Origin of the sequence: Rhodosalinus halophilus, assembly GCF_003298775.1 — a bacterium.
GTDB lineage: Bacteria > Pseudomonadota > Alphaproteobacteria > Rhodobacterales > Rhodobacteraceae > Rhodosalinus > Rhodosalinus halophilus.
The window spans coordinates 13236-34015 of the sequence record NZ_QNTQ01000028.1 but is presented as its reverse complement, the minus strand read 5'-3'; the positions used below and the strand labels follow the sequence as shown (position 1 = coordinate 34015).

The 20780-nt window shown below is 69.3% G+C and carries 20 protein-coding genes; 6 read left to right on the top strand and 14 right to left on the bottom strand.

Going from position 1 to position 20780, the window contains the following annotated elements:
- On the top strand, positions 1 to 1989 hold the full coding sequence (gene rpoD / locus DRV85_RS18055; protein ID WP_113290870.1) for an RNA polymerase sigma factor RpoD: 1989 nt from the start codon (positions 1 to 3) through the stop codon (positions 1987 to 1989).
- A gap of 108 nt (positions 1990 to 2097) precedes the next feature.
- On the opposite strand, the gene DRV85_RS18050 is transcribed toward rpoD, so the two are convergent.
- Together DRV85_RS18050 and DRV85_RS18045 are read right to left on the bottom strand one after the other, a co-directional pair.
- The gene (locus DRV85_RS18050; protein WP_113290869.1) at positions 2098 to 3066 is read right to left on the bottom strand and encodes a glycosyltransferase family A protein; all 969 of its coding nucleotides are present in this window, start codon (positions 3064 to 3066) and stop codon (positions 2098 to 2100) included.
- A gap of 244 nt (positions 3067 to 3310) precedes the next feature.
- Entirely contained in the window at positions 3311 to 3511 is a 201-nt protein-coding gene (locus DRV85_RS18045; RefSeq protein ID WP_113290868.1) for a dodecin family protein, read from the bottom strand.
- 132 nt (positions 3512 to 3643) lie between these two features.
- Between DRV85_RS18045 and DRV85_RS18040 the strand changes: the two genes are divergently transcribed.
- The 4 genes from DRV85_RS18040 (at position 3644) to ribD (ending at position 6251) form a co-directional block, all read left to right on the top strand.
- The gene (locus DRV85_RS18040; protein WP_147238882.1) at positions 3644 to 4075 is read left to right on the top strand and encodes a hypothetical protein; all 432 of its coding nucleotides are present in this window, start codon (positions 3644 to 3646) and stop codon (positions 4073 to 4075) included.
- A gap of 41 nt (positions 4076 to 4116) precedes the next feature.
- On the top strand, positions 4117 to 4524 hold the full coding sequence (locus DRV85_RS18035) for a secondary thiamine-phosphate synthase enzyme YjbQ (protein WP_113290866.1): 408 nt from the start codon (positions 4117 to 4119) through the stop codon (positions 4522 to 4524).
- Positions 4525 to 4683: 159 nt separating this feature from the next.
- Positions 4684 to 5157, top strand: a complete 474-nt coding sequence (nrdR, locus tag DRV85_RS18030; protein WP_113290865.1) for a transcriptional regulator NrdR — start codon at positions 4684 to 4686, stop codon at positions 5155 to 5157.
- On the top strand, positions 5154 to 6251 hold the full coding sequence (gene ribD / locus DRV85_RS18025; RefSeq protein WP_113290864.1) for a bifunctional diaminohydroxyphosphoribosylaminopyrimidine deaminase/5-amino-6-(5-phosphoribosylamino)uracil reductase RibD: 1098 nt from the start codon (positions 5154 to 5156) through the stop codon (positions 6249 to 6251). Before nrdR ends, ribD begins: the two co-directional genes overlap by 4 nt.
- Before the next feature lie 127 nt (positions 6252 to 6378).
- Here the strand turns inward: ribD and DRV85_RS18020 are convergent, their stop codons facing one another.
- The 3 genes from DRV85_RS18020 to DRV85_RS18010 form a co-directional block, all read right to left on the bottom strand.
- On the bottom strand, positions 6379 to 8295 hold the full coding sequence (locus DRV85_RS18020; RefSeq protein WP_233495579.1) for a capsular polysaccharide biosynthesis protein: 1917 nt from the start codon (positions 8293 to 8295) through the stop codon (positions 6379 to 6381).
- A 128-nt stretch (positions 8296 to 8423) separates the two neighbouring features.
- A complete protein-coding gene (locus DRV85_RS18015) occupies positions 8424 to 9518 on the bottom strand; it encodes a polysaccharide biosynthesis/export family protein (protein ID WP_113290891.1) in 1095 nt (364 codons plus the stop codon).
- 151 nt (positions 9519 to 9669) lie between these two features.
- Positions 9670 to 10962, bottom strand: coding sequence for a capsule biosynthesis protein (locus tag DRV85_RS18010; RefSeq protein WP_113290890.1), 1293 nt, complete (start codon positions 10960 to 10962; stop codon positions 9670 to 9672).
- A 98-nt stretch (positions 10963 to 11060) separates the two neighbouring features.
- Here DRV85_RS18010 and DRV85_RS18005 point away from each other — a divergent pair, with 98 nt between their 5' ends.
- On the top strand, positions 11061 to 11648 hold the full coding sequence (locus DRV85_RS18005; RefSeq protein WP_113290862.1) for a riboflavin synthase: 588 nt from the start codon (positions 11061 to 11063) through the stop codon (positions 11646 to 11648).
- A gap of 187 nt (positions 11649 to 11835) precedes the next feature.
- On the opposite strand, the gene DRV85_RS18000 is transcribed toward DRV85_RS18005, so the two are convergent.
- From DRV85_RS18000 to soxX, 9 genes are all read right to left on the bottom strand, one after another.
- Positions 11836 to 13098: an NAD(P)/FAD-dependent oxidoreductase gene (locus DRV85_RS18000; RefSeq protein WP_113290861.1), complete on the bottom strand. Its 1263-nt coding sequence runs from the start codon at positions 13096 to 13098 to the stop codon at positions 11836 to 11838.
- 258 nt (positions 13099 to 13356) lie between these two features.
- Positions 13357 to 14079: a c-type cytochrome gene (locus tag DRV85_RS17995; RefSeq protein WP_113290860.1), complete on the bottom strand. Its 723-nt coding sequence runs from the start codon at positions 14077 to 14079 to the stop codon at positions 13357 to 13359.
- On the bottom strand, positions 14080 to 15300 hold the full coding sequence (locus DRV85_RS17990; RefSeq protein WP_113290859.1) for a c-type cytochrome: 1221 nt from the start codon (positions 15298 to 15300) through the stop codon (positions 14080 to 14082).
- Positions 15284 to 16567, bottom strand: coding sequence for a sulfite dehydrogenase (gene soxC / locus DRV85_RS17985; protein ID WP_113290858.1), 1284 nt, complete (start codon positions 16565 to 16567; stop codon positions 15284 to 15286). Before soxC ends, DRV85_RS17990 begins: the two co-directional genes overlap by 17 nt.
- Before the next feature lie 80 nt (positions 16568 to 16647).
- Complete coding sequence (soxB, locus tag DRV85_RS17980) at positions 16648 to 18345, bottom strand: thiosulfohydrolase SoxB (RefSeq protein WP_113290857.1); 1698 nt, start codon at positions 18343 to 18345, stop codon at positions 16648 to 16650.
- A gap of 97 nt (positions 18346 to 18442) precedes the next feature.
- Complete coding sequence (soxA, locus tag DRV85_RS17975; RefSeq protein WP_113290856.1) at positions 18443 to 19288, bottom strand: sulfur oxidation c-type cytochrome SoxA; 846 nt, start codon at positions 19286 to 19288, stop codon at positions 18443 to 18445.
- A gap of 83 nt (positions 19289 to 19371) precedes the next feature.
- Positions 19372 to 19701 (bottom strand): thiosulfate oxidation carrier complex protein SoxZ, encoded by a 330-nt coding sequence (gene soxZ, locus DRV85_RS17970; RefSeq protein WP_113290855.1) that lies wholly within the window; start codon positions 19699 to 19701, stop codon positions 19372 to 19374.
- Between the two features lie 20 nt (positions 19702 to 19721).
- Complete coding sequence (soxY, locus tag DRV85_RS17965) at positions 19722 to 20141, bottom strand: thiosulfate oxidation carrier protein SoxY (protein WP_113290854.1); 420 nt, start codon at positions 20139 to 20141, stop codon at positions 19722 to 19724.
- Positions 20142 to 20180: 39 nt separating this feature from the next.
- Entirely contained in the window at positions 20181 to 20669 is a 489-nt protein-coding gene (gene soxX, locus DRV85_RS17960) for a sulfur oxidation c-type cytochrome SoxX (protein WP_113290853.1), read from the bottom strand.
- Positions 20670 to 20780 lie beyond the last annotated feature (111 nt).

Below are 20780 nucleotides of genomic sequence, written 5' to 3'. Positions count from 1 at the left end.
ATGGCCGCCAAGGACACCGAGGACCGCAAGACCGAAGAGCAGGATCAGGACACCGCGCTCACGCTCGACATGAGCCAGGCTGCGGTGAAGAAGATGATCTCGGAAGCGCGGGAACGCGGCTTCATCACCTACGACCAGCTCAACTCGGTCCTGCCGCCCGATCAGGTGTCTTCCGAGCAGATCGAGGACGTGATGTCGATGCTCTCGGAAATGGGCATCAACATCATCGAGGAGGAAGAGGTCGAGGACGAGGACGACAAGGGCTCGACCGAGCTCGTGCAGGCCTCGACCTCGAAGGACGTCGCCGTCTCGGGATCCGAGTCCGAAAAGCTCGACCGCACCGACGACCCCGTGCGCATGTACCTGCGCGAGATGGGTTCGGTCGAACTGCTGAGCCGCGAGGGCGAGATCGCCATCGCCAAGCGCATCGAGGCCGGCCGCAACACCATGATCGCCGGGCTCTGCGAGAGCCCGCTCACCTTCCAGGCGATCACCATCTGGCGCGACGAGCTTCTCAACGAGGACATCCTGCTGCGCGACGTGATCGACCTCGAGGCGACCTTCGGCAACCAGCTGGGGGACGAGGAGGCGGAGGCGCCTGTCGTCGAGCCGGGCGCGCAGCCGGCCGAGAAGAAGAAGACCGAGCGCGAGCCGGAATACGACGCCGACGGCAACCCGATCCAGCGCGACGACGAGGAGGAGGACGAGGACCAGGCGAGCATGTCGCTCGCCGCGATGGAAGCCGCGCTCAAGCCTCGCGTGCTCGAGACGCTCGACCGCATCGCCGAGGATTTCGCCCGTCTCTCCGAGATGCAGGACGCCCGCATTTCCGCCACGCTCAACGAGGACGGCTCCTTCAGCTCGTCGCAGGAAGAGACCTATCAGCAGCTGCGCGCGGAAATCGTCCAGCTGGTCAATTCGCTGCACCTGCACAACAACCGGATCGAGGCGCTGGTCGATCAGCTCTACGGCATCAACCGCCGGATCATGACGATCGACGGCGCGATGGTGAAGCTCGCCGATCAGGCGCGCATCAACCGCAAGGATTTCGTCGAGGCCTACCGCGGCTGCGAACTCGACCCCGCCTGGCTCGACCGGATGCGCGAGAAGCCGGGCCGCGGCTGGCAGACCTTCTGCGAGCGGTTCTCCGACAAGGTCGAGGAGCTGCGCGCCGACATGGCGCAGGTGGGCCAGTACGTGGGCCTCGACATCGCCGAGTTCCGCCGCATCGTGAACCAGGTCCAGAAGGGCGAAAAGGAGGCCCGTCAGGCCAAGAAGGAGATGGTCGAGGCCAACCTGCGCCTCGTGATCTCCATCGCCAAGAAGTACACGAACCGCGGCCTGCAGTTCCTCGACCTCATCCAGGAGGGCAACATCGGCCTGATGAAGGCCGTGGACAAGTTCGAGTACCGCCGCGGCTACAAGTTCTCGACCTACGCCACCTGGTGGATCCGGCAGGCGATCACCCGCTCGATCGCCGACCAGGCGCGCACCATCCGCATCCCCGTGCACATGATCGAAACGATCAACAAGCTGGTGCGCACCTCGCGCCAGATGCTGCACGAGATCGGCCGCGAGCCCACGCCCGAGGAGCTGGCCGAAAAGCTGCAGATGCCGCTCGAGAAGGTCCGCAAGGTGATGAAGATCGCCAAGGAGCCGATCAGCCTCGAGACGCCCATCGGCGACGAGGAGGACAGCCAGCTCGGCGATTTCATCGAGGACAAGAACGCGGTCCTGCCGCTCGACGCCGCGATCCAGGACAACCTGCGGGAGACGACGACGCGGGTGCTGGCCAGCCTCACGCCGCGCGAGGAGCGCGTGCTGCGCATGCGCTTCGGCATCGGCATGAACACCGACCACACGCTGGAAGAAGTTGGTCAGCAGTTCTCGGTCACCCGCGAACGCATCCGCCAGATCGAGGCCAAGGCGCTTCGCAAGCTCAAGCACCCCTCGCGGTCGCGCAAGCTGCGGAGTTTCCTCGATCAGTGAACCGACGCAGGGCGGCGGCCGATTCCTTGGGCCGCCGCCCTCATCGACGCGCGCATGGCTCCAGGTTGGCCCCGGTCGCGTCGCGCCTCCCGGGTGGCGGCAGCGCCCTCAGTTGACCCGCGGGGCAGGTTGTCTTGGCTTTGCGCCGGTGGGCACGATCCAGTGGGCCAAGGGGTCGGCGGGAGCGGCGATATCGCTCTCCTGCGCCGAGGCCCAGCGCACGAGGGCTGCGGCCTCGCCGTCGAGCGTTTCGAGCAACTCGCCATAGCGCGCCATGAGCCGTCGGTGCCATGCGCCGAAGGCGGCTGAGAAGCGCTCCAGACGTCCCTCGCGTTGCAGCCGGCGCCAGGCGGACAGCCGGATCGCCACGTCATCCTCGAGCCGCAGATCGCAGGCGCCCGCGCTGCGGCGCGGGCCGGCGTGCTGACGGTAGAACACGAGCGCCCGCGGCGCCGCGTGAAAGCGCGCGCCCGACAGCGCCGCCGAGAGCAGGAGGGCGTCGTCCTCCTGACTGCGGAGCCTGTGGTCCCATCGTCCCGCCGCCTCCAGCGCCGCACGGCGGAAGAGGTATCCATGCAGCGGCACGAACCATTCGCCGGCGATCATCGCAGCCGCCGCCTGCGCCCCTTCTGCGGGTTCGGGCCGGCGGATGCGGGGATCCGGTGTGCCGTCGGCGGCCATGGCCGCATGGGCTGCGCAGGCGATCCCGGCGGCCGGTTGGGCCTCCAGCGCCGCGGCGAGTGCCGCCACGGCGCCTGGCGCCATCACATCGTCGTCGTCCGAAAAGAGCACCGCCGCGCCTCTGGCCGCAGCGAGACCACGGTTGCGCGCTGCGGCCGGGCCGGCGTTGCCTTGCCGAAGGTAGCGTATCTCCGGCCCCTCGGCCCTGCGCGCGGATGCGGCTGCGCGCGCCACGACGTCTTCGGTCGCGTCGGTCGAGCCGTCGTCGACCACGAGAACCTCGAGCGGGCGGTGGCGCTGCGCGGCGATGGCGCCGAGCGTCTCGGCGAGAAGGGCCGCCCTGTTATGGGTCGCCACGACGATCGATACGGAAGTCGATGTGCTCCTGTTCTGCATCTGTCCCGAACCTGATCCAGACTCCCCGCAGCAGGCGGCCGGCGCCGCCGCGTTCGCATCCAGTAAGCGCGAGAAAGAAAACCATGGGCGGGCTGCGCCCCCCGGGGCACGCGCCGCGCCTAATGTATATTGAGTTTACATTGAGGGCGCAAGAGGATCTGTCGCCGGCGACGGATTCGGGACAGAAACATGAAAGGGCCGGCCCGCGGGCCGGCCTTTCGTGGTTCCGGAGGTGCATGTGCCCTCAGTCGAGCACGAAGGTCACTTCCATGTTCACGCGGTATTCTTTCACGTTGCCGTTCTCGACCTCGACGTTGCTGTCCTTGATCCAGGCGCTCTTGACGTTGCGCAGCGAGTCCGTGGCGCGGGCGATGCCCTGTTTCACGGCGTCGTCGAAGCTCTGCGGCGAGGTTGCGGAAATCTCGGTCACGCGTGCGACGCTCATCTCGTCCTCCTTTGATCTGCAATCACGCTTCGGAAACGCGCGCCGGCAGTTGACGTTCCACGGCGCGCGCCCGGGCAGGCGGTTGCGCCTTTGTGAACGTGGGAGGGCGGCAAGTGCGCTATCTTCGGGTGCATGAGATATCTGGTCGTTCTGACAGCTGCCCTCGCGATGGCCGCGACCGCGCCGCCGGCGGGGGCCTTCACGGCGGTGAACCGGCTCGACGTGAATCCGCTGCCGCAAGCCGGCGCCTTCGAGGTGATCCAGTCGCGGGGCGCCGGACCGCGCCAGTTCTGGTGCGCAGCGGCCGACTATGCCCGGCGCGAACTGGGCGCGCCTGCGTCGCAACGTATCGTGCTGGCCCGGCCCCGGCATCCGGCGGCCACGGCGCCGGGGCGCACCGCCGTCACCTTCCGGATGGCGCCGCGCGGCGCGCGTCCCGAAAGCCGGGGCGGCGTCTCGACGACGGTGCGCATCCCCGGAGAGGCCTACAGCACCTTCTTCGCGCGCGGCTTCTGCGAAGACGGCAAGTCGGACCGGTTCGACCGGCCCTGGCTCTCGCCCTGACGGGCCCTTGCACGCGGGCGGAGGCGCGATAGCCTCCGCCCATGCAGACGGAATTCACCATCGCGACGCAGGGCCCCGGCCTCTACGAGTTCACCCGCGACGTCGCGGACTGGGTGCGGGGCGAGGGGCTGCTGACGCTCTTCGTCCGTCACACCTCCTGCTCGATCCTGGTTCAGGAAAACGCCGATCCGGACGTGCGCCGCGACCTGCAGGACTATCTCGCGCGGATCGCGCCGCGCGCGGATGATGCGTCGATGCGCTGGCTACGGCACACGACAGAAGGCCCCGACGACATGCCCGCGCACCTGCGTGCGGCACTGCTGCCCGTGTCGATCTCGATTCCCGTCACGGGCGGGCGGCTCGCGCTCGGCACCTGGCAGGGCCTCTTTCTCGTCGAACACCGCGACGCGCCGCACCGGCGGCGGGTGGCCGCGCATCTTTCGCCCTGATCGGCCAAGGTGCGGCATGTGGGCCGCAGTTGCAGCGCACGAAGATGTGGGGGGCCGGATTTGGGGCTACCCCCGATCTCGCGGGCAACCTATAGTGTTTGTGGTGTTGCAGGGCCCGAACCCTGCCAAAGGCCCGATCGAGCGAAGAGGGGACCGGCCATGCGCTGCCCGTTCTGCGGCAACATCGACACGCAGGTGAAGGATTCGCGGCCCGCGGAGGATCACGTCGCGATCCGGCGGCGCAGGTTCTGCCCGGCCTGCGGCGGGCGCTTCACCACCTACGAGCGCGTGCAGCTGCGCGATCTGGTGGTGATCAAGTCGAACGGCCGGCGCGAGGATTTCGACCGCGACAAGCTCGAGCGCTCGATCCGCATCGCGCTGCAGAAGCGCCCGATCGAGCCCGAGCGCGTGGACCAGATGATCTCGGGCATCGTGCGCCGGCTCGAATCGCTGGGCGACACCGACATCCCGTCGAAGACCATCGGCGAGATCGTGATGGAGAGCCTCGCGCGGATCGACACCGTGGCCTACGTCCGCTTCGCCAGCGTCTACAAGAACTTCCAGGCCGTCGAGGATTTCGAGGACTTCGTCTCCGAGCTGCGGCCGAAGACGGCGGCCGATCCGGGCGAATGACTCCCGAGGAGGACGCCCGCTGGATGCGGGTGGCGCTGGGGCTGGGCCGGCGGGGCCTCGGCAACTGCTGGCCGAACCCGGCCGTGGGCTGCGTGCTGGTGCGCGAGGGTCGTGTCGTGGGCCGCGGCTGGACGCGGCCGGGCGGCAGGCCGCACGCGGAGACCGAGGCGCTGGCGCGGGCCGGCGCCCTCGCGCGTGGCGCGACGGCCTATGTCACACTCGAGCCCTGCGCGCATCACGGGCAGACCCCGCCCTGTGCCGAGGCGCTGATCGCGGCCGGGGTGCGGCGGGTCGTGGCGCCCTTTGCCGACAGCGATCCGCGCGTTGCGGGCCAGGGCTTCGACCGGCTGCGGCGCGGTGGCGTGCCGGTGACGACCGGCGTTCTGGCCGGTGAGGCGGCGGAGGATCATGCCGGTTTCTTCCTTCGGGTCGAGCAGGGCCGGCCGCGGGTGACGCTGAAGCTCGCGCTCAGCCTCGACGGGCGGATCGCCACGGCCTCCGGCGAGAGCCGGTGGATCACCGGCCCGGCGGCGCGCCGGGAGGTGCATGCGCTGCGCGCGCGCCACGACGCCGTGATGGTGGGCGCCGGCACCGCCCGGGCCGACGATCCGGCGCTGACCGTGCGGGACATGGGCGTCGCGCGTCAGCCGGTGCGGGTGGCGGTCTCGCGCAGGCTCGAGCTGCCTCTGATGAGCCGGCTCGCCCGCACGGCGCGCGAGGTGCCGGTCTGGCTGTGCCATGGCCCCGAGGCCGAGCCGGCCGCGATCGAGACCTGGGAGGGGCTCGGCGCGCGCCTCTTCGCCTGCCCCGTCGCGGACGGCCAGCTCGATCCGGCGGGCGTGCTGCGCGCGCTGGGTGGCGCAGGGCTGACGCGGGTTTTCTGCGAGGGGGGCGGCACGCTCGCCGCCGCGCTGCTCGCGGCTGATCTGGTGGACGAACTGGTGGTGATGAGCGCGGGCGTGGCGCTCGGTGCCGAGGCACGGCCCGCTCTCGGCGCGCTGGGGATCGAGCGGCTGGACGCGGCGCCGCGCTACCGCCTCGTCGAGACGCGGCCCCTGGGCGGCGACGTGCTCCACCGGTGGGTGAGGGGTTAGAGCGTGTCGCGGCGGATCGGATTCACCTGCCCGCCGCGCCCGCGAGGGGAACGCGTCCGTCGTCGAACCGTGTTCCGTTAAAACGCACCATGCTCACGTCTGGCCTCGCGCCCGGCGCGTGCCATCGTCAGCGCCAGAGATGCGCGCGGCTGGCGAAGAGGCCCTGAAGCTTGGCGAGCGCGCGGTTGGCAGCGCCTGGGCGGGGCAGGGGGCCTTCGGCGAGCCGTTCCGCGGCGACCTCCGGCGGGCAGGGCCGCCCCGTGACCGGATCGATGTAGCGCGGGTAGGCGATCAGCGCCGCGTGAACCAGTCCCGCGAGCTCCACCCGCGCGCGCCGCCGCGGCGGGATCGGGCCCAGATCGCGCGTCAGGCCCCAGCCGGCATAGAAGGGCGCGCCCGTGGTCGTGACCGGCACCCCGCGCAGGAGCGCCTCGAAGCCCATGAGCGAGGTCATGGTCCAGACCTCGTCGACCTGGGCGAGAAGCGCGGCGGCGTCGGCGCGGGGCAGCACGGCGTCGGCGAGGCGGCGCGCCTCCTGCTCGGGTACGGCGCCGGGCCGCAGGCCGGCCTCCACGTCCGGATGCGGCTTGTAGAGGATCACCGCGTCGGGATTGGCGCTGCGGGCGGCCTCGAGAAGCGCGAGATTGGTCCGGATTTCGCCTGCACCGAGCCGGATCGAGGCGTCGTCCTCGACCTGTCCGGGCACCAGCACCCGCCGTCCTGCCGGCAGATCCGGCAAGGTGCCGGAGAGATTGTATTTCGTCACGCCGCGACGCACGAGCTCGCGCGCCAGCGCCTCGGCGCGGGCGCGCTGGCCCGGCCGCAGCTCGGCTGCCTCCGAGATCAGACGTTCCAGCCGGCTTTCCCGTGCGGGGTCGTAGTAGATGCCGAGATCGTCGAGCACGAGGCTGAGCGGCGGCACCAGCTCCGCGCCGAGACCGCGCGAGCGCAGGAAGCCGTCCTCGACGCGGAGCGCGCCCTCGGGCACCTCCGCGGCCCGGCCGGCCCAGACCATCAGCCGCCGACCGGTGCGCGCCGCGCGCTCGGCGGCGCGGTCCGCCCGGTCCTGAAAGATCATGCGTCGCTCGTGGCCGAAGGTGCGCTGCAGCGGCGCGCGCTTCCACAGCCGCATGCCCAGAGCGACCCAGCCGCGCCGGTCCTCGCGCCAGGCGCGGGCCTCCGCTTCCAGCGCCGAAAGCGCCTCCTCGAAGCTGGCCGGCCGGTCACGGTAGGGATCGTACCAGACCGGATAGAGGATCATCGCCGCGGCGAAGAGCTGCGCGCGGGTCAGCCGGCGGGCGCGGCGCGGTGGCGCGTCCTCGTCCAGGGTGAGGCCCCAGCCGGCATAGAAGGGCTGGCCGAAAACCCGCGGCTTGTGGCCGGCAAGGATGGCCTCGAACCCCATCTGCGACGAGACGGTGTAGACCGCGACCGCCCCTTCCAGAAGCTGCCAGGGCGAGTGCGGCCCGGAGATCAGCGCCACGCCGTCGCCCGCGTCTTCCGGGCCGAAATGCCCCGGGCGATGGCCCCCCGCCGTCTCGGGATGGGTGCGGATCAGGATGCGCGCGCCGGGGTTCTCGTCGCGCGCCTGCGCCAGCATCTCGCGGAAGCGCGCGCGTCCAGCGCCGCAGGCGCGCAGCGAGGCGTCGCCGCGGGTCTGGTCGATCACAAGGACATAGCCGGGGGCGGGCGGGTCGAGGTCCGGATCGACGGCGGCGTATTTCGTCAGATGGGACGCGCGCATCCGCGCGATCCCCTCGCGCGCGCGATCGAGCAGGGCGGTGTCGTCGAGCGGATGGGTCGCCAGCAGATGCTCGAGGTCCGAGGGCGCGCGCCCGTCGAAGTGCACGCCCCTGCGGTCCAGCAACAGCCCCAGCGGCGGCTCGCCGCGCGCGCGGCCGGGAAAGAGCGAGCGGAGAAAGGCATCCTCCACCCTCAGAATGGGCACGTCGCGGCGCGCGGCGATGGCCTCGCCCCGCCGCGCGGTCGGGCTCTGGCCCCACACGCCCACCATGTCGCCGGGGCCGGGCAGGCCGAGCGTCACCCGATAGCCGGCCAGAGCGAGGATGCGCCGGACACGCCGCTGTGTCAGGAAACCGCCGTTGTAAACGTGAAGACGCCGGGGCGCGTCCGCCCCGGCGTCTTCTTCAGTCTCGGGTGGCGTCCCCCGGATCACTCGCCTCCGCCGCCGAGCGCCGAGGCGGCCGTGTCGAGCGTGGCGACCGTGCCGAGCGTGCCGGTCAGGGCCGAGATCACCTTGTTCCACTGGGTGAAGGGCGCTTCGGTGACGTAGAGCGTGTCGCCGTCGCGGATCAGGAAATCCCGCGCGAGGAACATGCCGTTGGGCTGGGTCAGGTCGAGCACGTAGACCATGCGCTGCGCGCCGGTCAGATCATCGCGGCCGAGCACCTGCTCCGCGATCTCTTCGGGCTCGTTGCGGAAAACGAAGACCCCCTTGGGGTCGGCCGCGCTCGTCAGCAGACCGCCCACCTGCGCGATCGCCTCGACCGCCGAGAGCGTCTGCGTCTGGAACGGCACCCGCGCCTGGGTGCCGGTGGCGCCCAGCACGCTGAAGGCGCGCGTGTCCTGTTCCACGAGGATCCGGTCGCCGTCCCGCAGCGCGATGTCGAAGCGCGGGTTTTCGTAGAGATCCTGGAACCAGATGGTCTCGCGCATGTCGCCGCGCACCACCGTGACCTGCGCCACCTCCGGCGGGATCGCCACGCCGCCGGCGCTGGCCAGCATGTCCGAGAGCGTGCGCGTGGGCCGCTCGATGGCGTAGACGCCGGGCGCGCCGGCCGCCCCCGCGATCGAGACGGTCGCCCCGTTCCCGGCTAGGCGGCGCACCTCGACCTGCGGATCGGGCGTTTGCTCGGCCAGCCGTTCCGTCACGATGCGCCGCACCGCCTCCGGCGTGTTGCCGGCGGCGCGGATCCGGCCCGCGTAGGGCACGAAGATGAAACCCGAGCCGTCCACCTGAACCTCTTCGAGGATCGTGGAGTTCGCCATCTCGGCGGCGAGAAGCCCGTCGTCCACGTTCTCCCAGATCGTCAGGCCCAGCGTGTCGCCGGGGCGGATCGTGTCGGGCCCGAGGAGCCCGGCCCTCTTGAACGCATCGGAAAAGCCCAAGGCCGGCGTGACGGCGGTGGCGCGCGTCACCCGGTCGTTGACCGTTAGGATGAAGGCGTCGCCCTCGCGCAGAACGGAGCCTGCGAAGATTTCGCGCTTCGTGGGTCCACTGCGCGGCAGGCCGCAGCCCGCCACCATGGTGACGATCAGCAGCAGGGCGACCGGTTTCGCCCAGCGAGAATGGGAAGTCACTGCTCGGTCTCCTCGACCTTGTTCTGTCCTGCCTCGATCTTTTTAACCGACCGTAGCGAAAAAGCCGCGGAAATGCCAGCGCGTGGCGATTCGCGCGTCAGGTCACGGCGCGCAACTGTTGCCGTGGGGCCGCGGTGCCGGACTTGAGCGCGTCGTAGGGATCCTCGGGCGCGAGCATCATGTCCACCACCTGTCGCAGAAGCTGCCGGCGCCCGCGCGCGGAATAGAAGCCGCCCGGGATCTGGCTGGTTTCGAGCAGGTAGCGGCGGAATTCGCGGTAGGCGCGGGCGTCCGGGCGCCGTGCCTGCCGGAAGAACTCGGGCAGGGGCTGGTCCGAGACGAATTCGGGCTTGGCGTAGACCGCGCGCCCGAAGCAACGCAGCGGAATGCCGCGCCAGAGCACCTGCTGGCCGGCGGTGGAGTTGACCGTGACCGCGCTGCGCGCCTCCGACAGCAGCTGCGCGAGCTTGCCGCCGCGCACGTAATGCACGCGGTCCTCGATCCCGTGGGCGCGCGCGATCCGGCGCAGCAGCCGGCGCACCGGCACGCGCCCGTCCTCCAAGGGATGGTCCTTGATCACCAGGTGATGATGCGGCGGCGCGCCCGTCGCGAAACCATGCAGGGTGAGCTCGAGAAACTCGCGCATGGTCGAGAAGGGCGAATGGCTCTGGAAGGCGCTGTCATGCTCGAGCTGCAACAGCACGAGGTGATAGGGGAAACCGCCGCCCCGCACGCGCCGCGTGGCGATCGCGCGCTCGGCCCTCAGCAGAGGCATCAGCAGCAGGCGCTTGAGATAGAGCCGGAACTCCTGGCCCACGTCGAGCGCGCGATGGGGGCGGAAGCCGCGATAGGCGCCGTTCCTGAAAAGCACGAAGAAGTGGTAGAGCGCGCCGTAGAAGACGTGCTGACGGGTGTCGCCCCAATGCGCCGGCGGCAGCGGGTCGTCGGGGTCGGACAGCGCGAGTGCGGCCTGCATCTCGGCCACGCTCATCTCCATCAGCCGCGAGTTGCCGTTCGAGCCGCCGCGCTCGTAGGTCACCCACCAGGGGCGCAGATAGCCCTCCTCGAAGACATGCACGGTCACCCCGCGGGCCTTCGCGGCGGAGACCGCGGCGGCGTGCACGGGGCGGGTGTCGCCGTAAAGTACGATGTCGGTGACGTGCCTTTCGTCGAGAAGCTGCGCAACGCGGCTCGGCCAGTCCTCGGCCGCGCCGTCGTAGGCGATGTAGCCCGCCCGGTCGGACCAGAAGGCGGCGTCGCCCGCGTTGAACCCCACGCGCCAGACCCGCGCGCCGGCACGGCGCAGCATCGCGCCCAGCCCGTCGAAGAACGGCCCGTGCGGCCCCTGGAGGAACAGAAAGACGCGGCCCTCTCCGGGTGCGGTGGTCATCTTGCGCATCGCCCTTACATCTGCCGCGAAGCCTGGGATATGACTAGGCCGAAATTATGGCTTGGCCCGCACGCGGGTGCGGCAGGGGAGAGCAGGGCATGTTCACGGGGATCGTCACGGATCTGGGCGAGATCAGGAGCCTGGAGCGGCGCGGCGACACGCGGGCGCGGATCGGCACCGGCTACGACACCCGCACGATCGAGATCGGCGCCTCGATCGCCTGCGACGGGGTCTGCCTCACGGTGGTCGCGCTCGGCGAGGACTGGTTCGAGGTCGATTTCTCGGCCGAAACGCGGTCGAAGACGAACCTCGGGCGCTGGGCGCCCGGGCTGCGGGTGAACCTGGAGCGCGCGCTGAAGGTGGGCGACGAACTCGGCGGGCACATCGTCTCGGGGCATGTCGACGGCGTGGCCGAGGTGGTGCGCGTCGAGGACGAGGGCGACAGCACGCGCGTGACCTTCCGCGCGCCCGAGGCGCTGGCGAAGTTCATCGCGCCCAAGGGATCGGTCGCGCTCAACGGCACGTCGCTCACGGTGAACGAGGTGGAGGGGCGCGACTTCGGCGTGAACTTCATCCCGCACACCAAGGAGGTGACCACCTGGGGCGAGATCGCGCCGGGTGATGCGGTCAACCTCGAGGTCGACACGCTGGCCCGCTACGTCGCGCGGCTGGCCGAGGCGGGGTAGGGCGCCTGCACGGTGAAGAAGGGGGGCTGTCTGCCCCCCTCGGCGGCTTCGCCGCCTCACCCCCCGAGGATATTTTGTCCCAAGAAGAAGGACCGGATTGGGCCGAGGGGATCTGTCCGCCTGGGATAACGGCTGCGCGGGGTCGCCGCCGGCCGGACAGGGGCAGCGGCCCCCGACCGGCGCGCGCTCAGCCGAACATGTCGGTGGTGATGCCGGAATACCAGCCGAGGCTTTCCTCGTAGGTCTGCCGGCGCAGGGCGGCGTCCTCTCCGGTCTGGCTGATGAAGGAGGACACGGAAGAGATCTTTTCCTCCGTGGGCTCGTAGGAGGCGCCGACCTTCACCCCGTCGTCGGTGGCGATCAGCGACCAGCAGGTGTTGGAGTAGCGCGCGGGGAAGACGTTGCTGCCGGTGAGCTCGCCGCGGATCGTCATCGCGGCCACCTTCGCCTGGCTGTTGGCCGAATAGCCGGACTTGGGCATGTCGCCTTGCGAACTGGAGTCGCCCAGCACCCAGATGTTCTCGTCCATGGTCGAGCGCATGCTCTCGGGCTCTACGGGCGCCCAGTTGCCCTCCGTCAGCCCCGCCTCGTGCACGATGCGGCCGGCCTTCTGCGCGGGGATCACGTTGCAGACATCGACGTTCTCCACCACGCCGTCGATGTTCACGGTCATGGCCGCAGGGTCCACCTCGACGTTGTCGCCGCCGAAGTCGGGGCCGATGCGCTCGATCATGCCGGAATAGTGCTTCTGCCAGCCTTCCTCGAAGAGCGCCTGCTTGGAGAACTTCGCCTTGGGGTCCACGATCAGGATCTTGGCGGTGGGATTGTTCTGCTTCAGCGCGTGCGCCACCATCGTGATTCGCTCGTAGGGCCCCGGCGGGCAGCGGTAGGGATTGGGCGGCGCGATCATCGCGTAGCGGCCGCCCTCGGGCATCGCCATGACCTGCGCCTTGAGCAGCTCGGCCTGGGTTCCGCCCTTGTAGGCGTGGGGCATCTCGTCCTGATTCTCGATGCTCCAGCCGGGCACGGAGCCCTCGACGAAGTCGATGCCGGGGCTCAGGATCAGCCGGTCGTAGGGCAGCGCCCCGCCGCTGGCGAGCGCCACGGTCTTCGCGTCGCGATCCACGCCCACGACCCAGTCATGCACCACGTTGATGCCGTAGTCGGAGGCCAGCGTGCCGTAGCCGTGGCCCAGGTCGGCCATCTCCTGGAAGCCGCCGATGTAGAGATTGGAAAAGAAGCAGGTGTAGTAGGTGCGCGTGGGCTCCACGAGGGTGACGTCGATGGCGCCCTGGCTGTCCTTGGCGATGTAGCGCGCGGCGGTGGCGCCGCCGGCGCCGCCGCCGACGACGACCACGCGGGGGCGGCCCTGCGCCCGGACCATGGGCGTGGTCAGCGTGGCCGCGGCGGCGGCCGTCGTGCCGATGAAGGCGCGTCGGTTCAGTGTCATTCTATCGTCTCCTCCCGTTTCCTGCGCGGGGCGGCGCCCGTCGCATTGTTGGACTTTGCTTGATAACCTTGCCTTTTCGCTCCGCCGCGGTCCAGAGTTTCCAGGCTTGGCGTGGCGGTGCAGGCGGCCGCAGGGCTGCCCGTTCGCGGCGGCCATGCCTGATCGGTCCGACGATCGTGCTGCGCTGTCGGGAGAGGGCCGGCGTCCGGCCGGTCCTTTCAGAAAAGGGACACGGTTCCGCCGCAGACCCCGGCCGGATCAGTCGATCCGGGCGAAATAGGCGGCGAGCGCCGCGATCTCCTCGTCGGAGAGGCGCCCGGCCATCATCTGCATCACCGGATGCGGCCGGATCTGCTGCTTGTAGGCGTGCATGGCGACGACGAAATCCTCCTCCGGCCAGTTGGTGATCGAGGGGATCCCCTCGCTGGCCCCGTCGCGCCGGTGGCAGGTGGTGCATTCGGCCGAGAGATACTCGCCATAGGCCGGATCGCCCGCGATCTCGAGCACTTCCGGCGGAAGATCGACCTCGCGCCGAATGGCTGTCGGCTCGGCCTCGGGGATGTTCGCGGGGCTCGCCGAGAACTGCCGCAGATAGGCCAGCAGGTCGGCGCGGTCCTCTGCGCTCTCCATGCCCGGGTAGGCCATGCGCGTGCGCGAGACGAGCGCGCGCGGATTCTCGATGTAGGCATCGAGCGTCTCGAGCGTCCAGGTCAGCCCGTCGGCGCCCATGCGCGCGAGACCCTCGGAGTAGCGGAAGCCGTCGATGGCGCCGGCGCGCCGGCCGAAGAGGTCGTTGAGATGCGGGCCGATGCGGTTCTCGGCGTCCCGGCCCACCTGATGGCACCCGACGCACTGGGTATAGAGCTCCGCGCCGCGGTCCGCGTCGCCGATCGGCACCGCCTCCTCGTCGGCGAGGGCGGCGCCCGCGAGGAGCGCCGCCCAGACCAATCCCGCGATATGACGCGCCGCGGCGTTCGCCATCTAGTTCTCCTGGTGGGTCTTGAGATACTCGATGACGGCGGCCACGTCCTCGTCGCTGCGCAGCCCGTTGAAGGACATCTTGGTGCCCGGCACGTAGTCGCGCGGCTTCACGAGGAATTCCGCAAGGGTCTCCTCGTTCCAGACCGTGCCGTTCTCGCCCATCTCCGCCATGGTGTCAGAGTAGCGGAAATCGTCGACGCCGCCCAGCGGTCTGCCGAAGAGCGCGTTGAGGTGGGGGCCGACCCGGTTCTGCGCGCCGTCGCCGACCATGTGGCAGGCCCGGCACTGGCGGTAGACGCCCTCGCCCTCTTCGGCGAGCGCCATGTCGATCTGCATGCCCTCGCCCGCGGCATCGTCGGTCGCGGCCTCAGCGACGGCCTCTGCCTCGGCCGGCGCCTCGGTCGCTTCGCCCTGCTCGGCCATCTCCTCGCGCGCCTCGCGGGCTGCCTGATCCTCCGGCGTCACGTCGAGCACGGTGGCGCGCATCGTGATCTCGACCTCCTCCTTGCAGTTCTCCATGCAGGGCTCGGTGCGCCAGATCGGATACTCGGTCTCGGGGCGGTCGTCGACGATGAAGCCGTCTTCGTTGGGCAATTCGACCTCGAGGAAGTTGTCCTTCGACAGGACGAAATCGTCCTCGACCAGGAAGTTGGAGTAGAGGATGTAGGCCGTGATGGCATAGACCTCGTCGTCCGAGAGCGTCTGCGCCGCGCCATAGGGCATCGAGCGGTGGACGTAGTCCCAGACGGTCGAGAGATAGGGCCAGTAGCTGCCGACGGTCTTGAGCGGGTCCTCGTCCGCGAGCGTGCCCTCGCCGCCGGCCAGTTCGGGCCAGTTGCCCGCGCCTTCCGCGAATTCGCCGTGGCAGACCGCGCAGTTCTGCGAAAACAGCGTCTCGCCGTCGAGCACCGAGCCCGAGCCCTCCGGCAGGCCCTCGCCGTCGGGCATGATGTTGACGTCCCAGGCGGCGATCTCTTCGGGCAGGGCCTCGCGGCCGAGGCCGAAGTTCATGCCGGCGCCGCCGGCTTCGGCGTTGGCCGCGGCGATCAGGCCGCCGTTCGCCGGCTCGGGCGCGCGCGCCTCGAACATCGGGTCGGGGCCGGTGAGCGGCGCGCGCTCGGGAAAGGCCGCCACGTTCCGGTCGGCGAAGTTGTAGGCCGCGGTGAAGAGCACCAGCATGCCCAGCGCCGAGCCTCCGTAGAGCTTAAGAGACTTCGACATTTTCGGCCTCCCCGTTCGGCTTGACGTGCCAGGTCTGGATGCAGTTGTTGTGGTAGATCGAGTTCTCGCCGCGGATCTCGCGCAGCTGTTCCTTGGTGGGCTGGACATAGCCCGTCTCGTCCATCGCGCGGGCCTGAAGCAGCATCTCCTCGCCGTTCCAGGTGGTGTCGAGGTAGAAGCGCGTGAGCGCCATCTTCTCGCCCGGCTTGGCGAGGCGCGCGGTCTCCCAGGTCTTGCCGCCGTCCTTGGAGACGTCGACGCGCGTGATCGCGCCGTGGCCCGACCAGGCGAGGCCGGTGATGACCAGCGGGCCGTGGCCGTGCTGGATCGGCGACTGCGGCGAGGGCGAGGTGATCACCGACTTGGCGTCCATCACCCAGGTCCACTTGCGGCTGATGCCGTTGGCCAGGGTGTCGGTGTATTTCGAGGTCTCCTCGCGGCTCTCCACGGGGCCGTCCACCACCTCGACGCGGCGCAGCCACTTCACCCACATGTTGCCTTCCCAGCCCGGCACCACGAGGCGGACGGGATAGCCGTGCTCCTTCCGCAGCGCCTCGCCGTTGGCCTTGAAGGCGACGAGGCAGTCGTCCATCGCCTTGGACATCGGGATCGAGCGCCCGTTGGAGGAGGCATCGTGCCCCTCGACGTAAATCCACTTGTCCTCGAGATCGCCGGCCGCGTCGAGGCCCGCTTCCTGCAGCAGCGTGCGCAGGGGGACGCCGGTGTACTCCATGTTGTGGATCATGCCGTGGGTGAACTGCGCGCCGTTGAGCTGCGCGCCGGCCCATTCCATGCCGGTGTTGGCCGCGCATTCGCAGAAATAGACGTGCTGCTCGCGCGGGAAGCGCTCGAGATCGGCGTAGGTGAAGATCAGCGGCTTGTCCACGAGGCCGTTGATCATCAGCCGGTAATCCTCCTTGCGGAGCTCGATGGCGCCGGAGTGATGGCGCTCGAAGGCGCAGCCCTGCGGCGTGATCGTGCCGTCGAGCGCGTGGATCGGCGTGAAGTTGATCGAGCTGATCGTGTCGGCGGTCAGCCACTCGACGTTGCGGCGCACGACATGCGATTCATACTTGATCGGCAGGCCGTAGGGGGTGGCGTCCACCCCTTCGCCCAGGCCGGTGGCCCAGGGCTGCACCTCGGTGATCAGCGGATCGGGCGTGGCCGCGCCGCTGGCCTGCGCCGCCACGGCTCCGGCGCCAGCCGCCGCCGCGCCGGACAGGAACTGCCGGCGCGAAGGCTTCGGTCCCTTGAAGCTCGTCGTCATCTCTCAGCCTCTCCTTTCAGATCATCGAATTCGCTTTCGTGAATTCGATGGGCGTAAGTGTGCCCCGGGCGGGAGCGGGCTCAGACGCCCGCCACCTCGACCGAGGTGTTGGGCTCCACCTTGACGGTTCCCTTCTGGCGGATGTGCTCTTCGACCACGTCCCAGATCTGCGGCCCCTCGGTGCCTTCGTTGACGCTCGCCCAGCCGGCCACGACGTAGGAGCGCGCGGGATCGATGGGCTCGCCCGTCTCGAGGAAGGTCATCTCCGAGATCCGCTCGCCTGCGGGCGCGGTCACGTCGATGCGGTAGCCCAGGCCACCCATCCGCACCATGTCGCCGCCCTGCTGGTAGTAGGGATCGGGGTTGAAGAGGTTGTCGGCCACGTCCTCCATCACGACCTTGAGGAACTCGCCCGTCATCTCGGTGCGGTAGGCGCGGCCGTAGGTCATCGAGGTGACGTTCCAGATGTCCTCTCGCGTGATGTCCTGGCCGGGGATCAGCGAGGGCCCCCAGCGCACGCCCGGCGACATGGCGATCTCGGCGTCGCGCTGCTCGATCAGCGCCTCGCAGATCAGGTCGTCCCAGGTGCCGTTGAAGTTGCCGCGGCGGTAGAGAAGGCTGTCGGTCTGGCCGATCACCTCGGTGAGAGCGCTCTCGAAGGGCGCGCGCTCGGCGTCGATGGCGGCGGCGACCTCCGGGTCGGGGTCGATCACGTCGGAGAACACCGGGATCAGCTTGTGGCGGAAGCCCATCATCTGCCCGTCGCGCACGTCGAGATCCACGCGGCTGACGAACTTGCCGTTTGAGCCGCTGGCGATCAGGATCGTGTCGCCCACCAGCACCGGCTCGGGCAGGGCGTCGTGGGTGTGTCCTGTCAGGATCACGTCGATGCCCGAGACCTGCGCAGCCATCTTCTTGTCCACGTCGAAGCCGTTGTGGCTGAGGCAGACGACGAGCTCGGCGCCCTGCGCGCGCACCTCGTCCACCATCGCCTGCATGTTCTCGTCGCGGATGCCGAAGGTGTAGTCGGGGAACATCCAGCCCGGGTTGGCGATCGGCATGTAGGGGAAGGCCTGGCCGATCACCGCGATGTTCACGCCGCCGCGCTCGAAGAACTGGTAGGGCTTGAAGCGTTCGGCCGGCTCGTCCCACATCGCGTCGAAGATGTTCTGTCCGAGCGCGGCGAAGGGCAGGGAGTCCACGATCTCGTGCACCCGCTCCTGGCCCAGCGTGAACTCCCAGTGGAAGGTCATCGCGTCGGGCCGCAGCTTGTTCATCACGTTGACGACGTCCTGGCCCTGCGTCTGGTAGCAGGTGTAGCTGCCGTGCCAGGTGTCGCCGCCGTCGAGCAGCAGCGCCTCGGGCCGCTCGGCGCGGATCGCGTTCACGATCGTCGCCACCCGGTCCATGCCGCCCATCTTGCCGTAAGTGCGGGCAAGCGCGGAGAAATCGTTGTATGTCAGGGCGTAATGCGAGGGGCTTCCATCCTCGATGCCATAGAGGCGGCGGAAATCGGCGCCGGTGATGTGCGGCACCTCGCCCTTGTTCGGGCCGACGCCAAGGTTGATCTCGGGCTCGCGGAAGTAGATCGGCTTGAGCTGCGCATGGATGTCGGTGATGTGGATCAGCGACACGTTGCCGAAGCTGTCGAATTCCAGAAGCTGGTCCTGCGTCAGCGCCTGCTGCGCGGCCAGGCGCGACCAGTTGCCGAAGCCGGACGCGCCGAGAAGCGCGGAGGCGGCCATGCTCGCTTGCAGGAAGTCGCGGCGGGAGATCATCTGGGCAGGGCTCCGTGTTGCGTGCGTCGGATGGTCGGCGGTCAGTCCCCTCCCGCCTGGGCGGGAGGGGATATGCCGTGTCGTGCTGTCATGCGGATCAGTTGCGGACGGCCGGTCCCTCGACCGAAAGCCCGTTGCCGCGCGAGGCGACGTAGAGTTCGAGCGCCACGAAATCCTCGCTGCCGATGGCATAGGGCACGCCGCGCGTGTCGCGGATGCAGCCGCGGAAGCGGTTGTGCTTCGAGACGAGGTTGGCCTGCTTGAGCCGGTAGGTCGGGAAGCCGTTGATGTGACCCTGGCTCAGATGGTCCGCGCGGATGTAGTTGTCGTAGTTGTCCTCGTGGCAGTTCGCGCAGGCGAGCTCGAGCTGACCGTAGCGGGTGTAGTAGATCTCCTTGCCCCGCTCCCAGGCCTCGCGGACCGGGCCGTCGATCGCGACGTCCACCGTCATGCCGCGCGACACCGAGGAAATCAGCGCCGTCATGTTCTTCATGGGCTGGCTGTCCCACCCCCAGGGCTCGGCGCCCATGCGCTCGGTCCGGCAGTCGTTGATATACATTTCCGCCGTGTAGACCTCGCCCTTCTCCTCGTTCCACTTGGGAAGCTCGGCGCGCAGGCCGCGCAGGGATTCGGGCTCGCCGTGGCAGCTGGCGCAGGATTCGCCCGCGTCGCCCTCGACGGTGTTCCAGACGTCGCGCGCCTGATCAACGAAGATCATCGCCGGGTTGTCGAAATCGTCCATCTGCAGCGCCTGGGTCTCTTCGGTCCGGAAGGTCCAGCCCGAGCGGATCGTGCGCAAGCCCTCCAGATGCTCCGGCGCCTCGGTTTCGGTCACCATCTCGATCTCGCCGTTGACGACCAGCTTGGCGTCGGGGTCGGCCGTGGCGAAGGCCGGCACGAGCATCGCGAGCGCGGCTGCGGCCGTCATGGTTCTGAATGTCATTCCTGCTCCTCCCTTGGGGCCGCCCCGCGCGGGCTGCGCGAGGCGGATCTGCCTGGGGACGCGGGCCCTTGCGGGCCCTGCGCTCAGCTCACCTCGACGGTCGCCGATTCCTCGTAGACCGAGCCGTCGTCGTCGTACCAGGTGAACTTGAACTCGCCCGCCTCCGGGATCTTCGCCTCGAACTCGAAGTAGGGGTTGGTCGAGATCGCGGGCTCCATCTTCACGTCGATCACGTTCTCGCCGTTGAAGTCGCAGGTGAAGCGGTGAATGATCGAGCGCGGGATCGTGTTGCCCTGGCTGTCCTTGCGCTGACCCGATTCCATCGGGTGGCTGATCAGCGTCTTGATCGTCGCCACCTCGCCGGCCGAAGCCGAGCGCGGGGCGCGGACGCGGGCCTTGACGTTCTCTGCCATGTCTTTGTCCTCCTGTTCGCTCAGCCGCCGCAGCCGCCGATGGTGACCTTCACCTCTTTCGAGGTGCGCGCGAAGCTGCCGTCGGCCATTTTGGCCACGGCGATCACGTCCTGCGTGCCGGCGAGACGGATCCGGGTGCTCGCGCTCGACGAGCCGGCCAGCGGGCCGAAGTTGAAGGTGGCCACGGGCGGCGTCGGGTTGCCTGCGGCGAGCACCATGATTGCGGTCGCGCCGTCGGCGGAGACGCTGATCGGCACGGTGTTGCCGTTCTCGGCGATCTCGGGGGCGTCCAGATTGACGCCGCCGTCGGCCACGTCGGCGCCGCCGGTGAACTCGTTCACGAGCTCGTCCACGGTGGCGGCGTAGGCGCCGGCGGGCAGCAGCGTCAGCGCCGCCGCGCCCGCGCCCAGCGCCAGGGTCTCACGTCTGGTGAAGTCCATGTCCTTCCTCTCCTTCATGGTCTAGGGGCCGCGCGGCGGTCAGTCTTCCCAGTGCAGGGTGGACAGGAACGCGACCACGTCCTCGATGTCCTGCGCGGACAGCAGGGGCGGCAGCGGCTCTTCCGCCGGCTTGCTGGTGAAGGCCACGCCCGGGCGGACATAGCCGGTGGTCTTGTAATAGGAGGGCATGATCGTGCCCTGGTAGGTCTTCTTCGCGTCGACGAGAATGCCGCGCAGCTCCGCCTCGCCCCAGCGGTCCGCGACCCCGTCGAGCGGCGGGCCGACCTCGCCGTGGAAGGGGGCGTAGTCGAGCGCGCTGACCATGTGGCAGGAGATGCAGTTGCCCGCCGACTTGGTGACCATGATCTCCTCGCCGCGCGCGGGATCGCCGGGGGTCGAGGTCAGCGGCTCGGTCACCTCGCCGTACTCGCCGAAGACGACCTCCTGCGGGTCCACGACGGTTTCCGCCTGCGCGGCCGCCGACATCGCGATCAGAGCCCCTGCCAGCATCGTTCCAGTGCGTTTCATGTCTCCTCCCATGGCTTGCCGGTCTGCGGCAGACCGCTCGCTCTGCATACCGTAGGCTACAGTCCGGGGGCGACGCAACAACAAATTCACAGACATGAATAACATTGCGCG

Bases quoted from the DNA above. Each gene is read 5' to 3' on its own strand.
- rpoD (WP_113290870.1), top strand. From the start codon at position 1: ATGGCCGCCAAGGACACCGAGGACCGCAAGACCGAAGAGCAGGATCAG.
- DRV85_RS18050 (WP_113290869.1), bottom strand. From the start codon at position 3,066: ATGCAGAACAGGAGCACATCGACTTCCGTATCGATCGTCGTGGCGACC.
- DRV85_RS18045 (WP_113290868.1), bottom strand. From the start codon at position 3,511: ATGAGCGTCGCACGCGTGACCGAGATTTCCGCAACCTCGCCGCAGAGC.
- DRV85_RS18040 (WP_147238882.1), top strand. From the start codon at position 3,644: ATGAGATATCTGGTCGTTCTGACAGCTGCCCTCGCGATGGCCGCGACC.
- DRV85_RS18035 (WP_113290866.1), top strand. From the start codon at position 4,117: ATGCAGACGGAATTCACCATCGCGACGCAGGGCCCCGGCCTCTACGAG.
- nrdR (WP_113290865.1), top strand. From the start codon at position 4,684: ATGCGCTGCCCGTTCTGCGGCAACATCGACACGCAGGTGAAGGATTCG.
- ribD (WP_113290864.1), top strand. From the start codon at position 5,154: ATGACTCCCGAGGAGGACGCCCGCTGGATGCGGGTGGCGCTGGGGCTG.
- DRV85_RS18015 (WP_113290891.1), bottom strand. From the start codon at position 9,518: ATGGTGGCGGGCTGCGGCCTGCCGCGCAGTGGACCCACGAAGCGCGAA.
- DRV85_RS18010 (WP_113290890.1), bottom strand. From the start codon at position 10,962: ATGACCACCGCACCCGGAGAGGGCCGCGTCTTTCTGTTCCTCCAGGGG.
- DRV85_RS18005 (WP_113290862.1), top strand. From the start codon at position 11,061: ATGTTCACGGGGATCGTCACGGATCTGGGCGAGATCAGGAGCCTGGAG.
- DRV85_RS18000 (WP_113290861.1), bottom strand. From the start codon at position 13,098: ATGACACTGAACCGACGCGCCTTCATCGGCACGACGGCCGCCGCCGCG.
- DRV85_RS17995 (WP_113290860.1), bottom strand. From the start codon at position 14,079: ATGGCGAACGCCGCGGCGCGTCATATCGCGGGATTGGTCTGGGCGGCG.
- DRV85_RS17990 (WP_113290859.1), bottom strand. From the start codon at position 15,300: ATGTCGAAGTCTCTTAAGCTCTACGGAGGCTCGGCGCTGGGCATGCTG.
- soxC (WP_113290858.1), bottom strand. From the start codon at position 16,567: ATGACGACGAGCTTCAAGGGACCGAAGCCTTCGCGCCGGCAGTTCCTG.
- soxB (WP_113290857.1), bottom strand. From the start codon at position 18,345: ATGATCTCCCGCCGCGACTTCCTGCAAGCGAGCATGGCCGCCTCCGCG.
- soxA (WP_113290856.1), bottom strand. From the start codon at position 19,288: ATGACATTCAGAACCATGACGGCCGCAGCCGCGCTCGCGATGCTCGTG.
- soxZ (WP_113290855.1), bottom strand. From the start codon at position 19,701: ATGGCAGAGAACGTCAAGGCCCGCGTCCGCGCCCCGCGCTCGGCTTCG.
- soxY (WP_113290854.1), bottom strand. From the start codon at position 20,141: ATGGACTTCACCAGACGTGAGACCCTGGCGCTGGGCGCGGGCGCGGCG.
- soxX (WP_113290853.1), bottom strand. From the start codon at position 20,669: ATGAAACGCACTGGAACGATGCTGGCAGGGGCTCTGATCGCGATGTCG.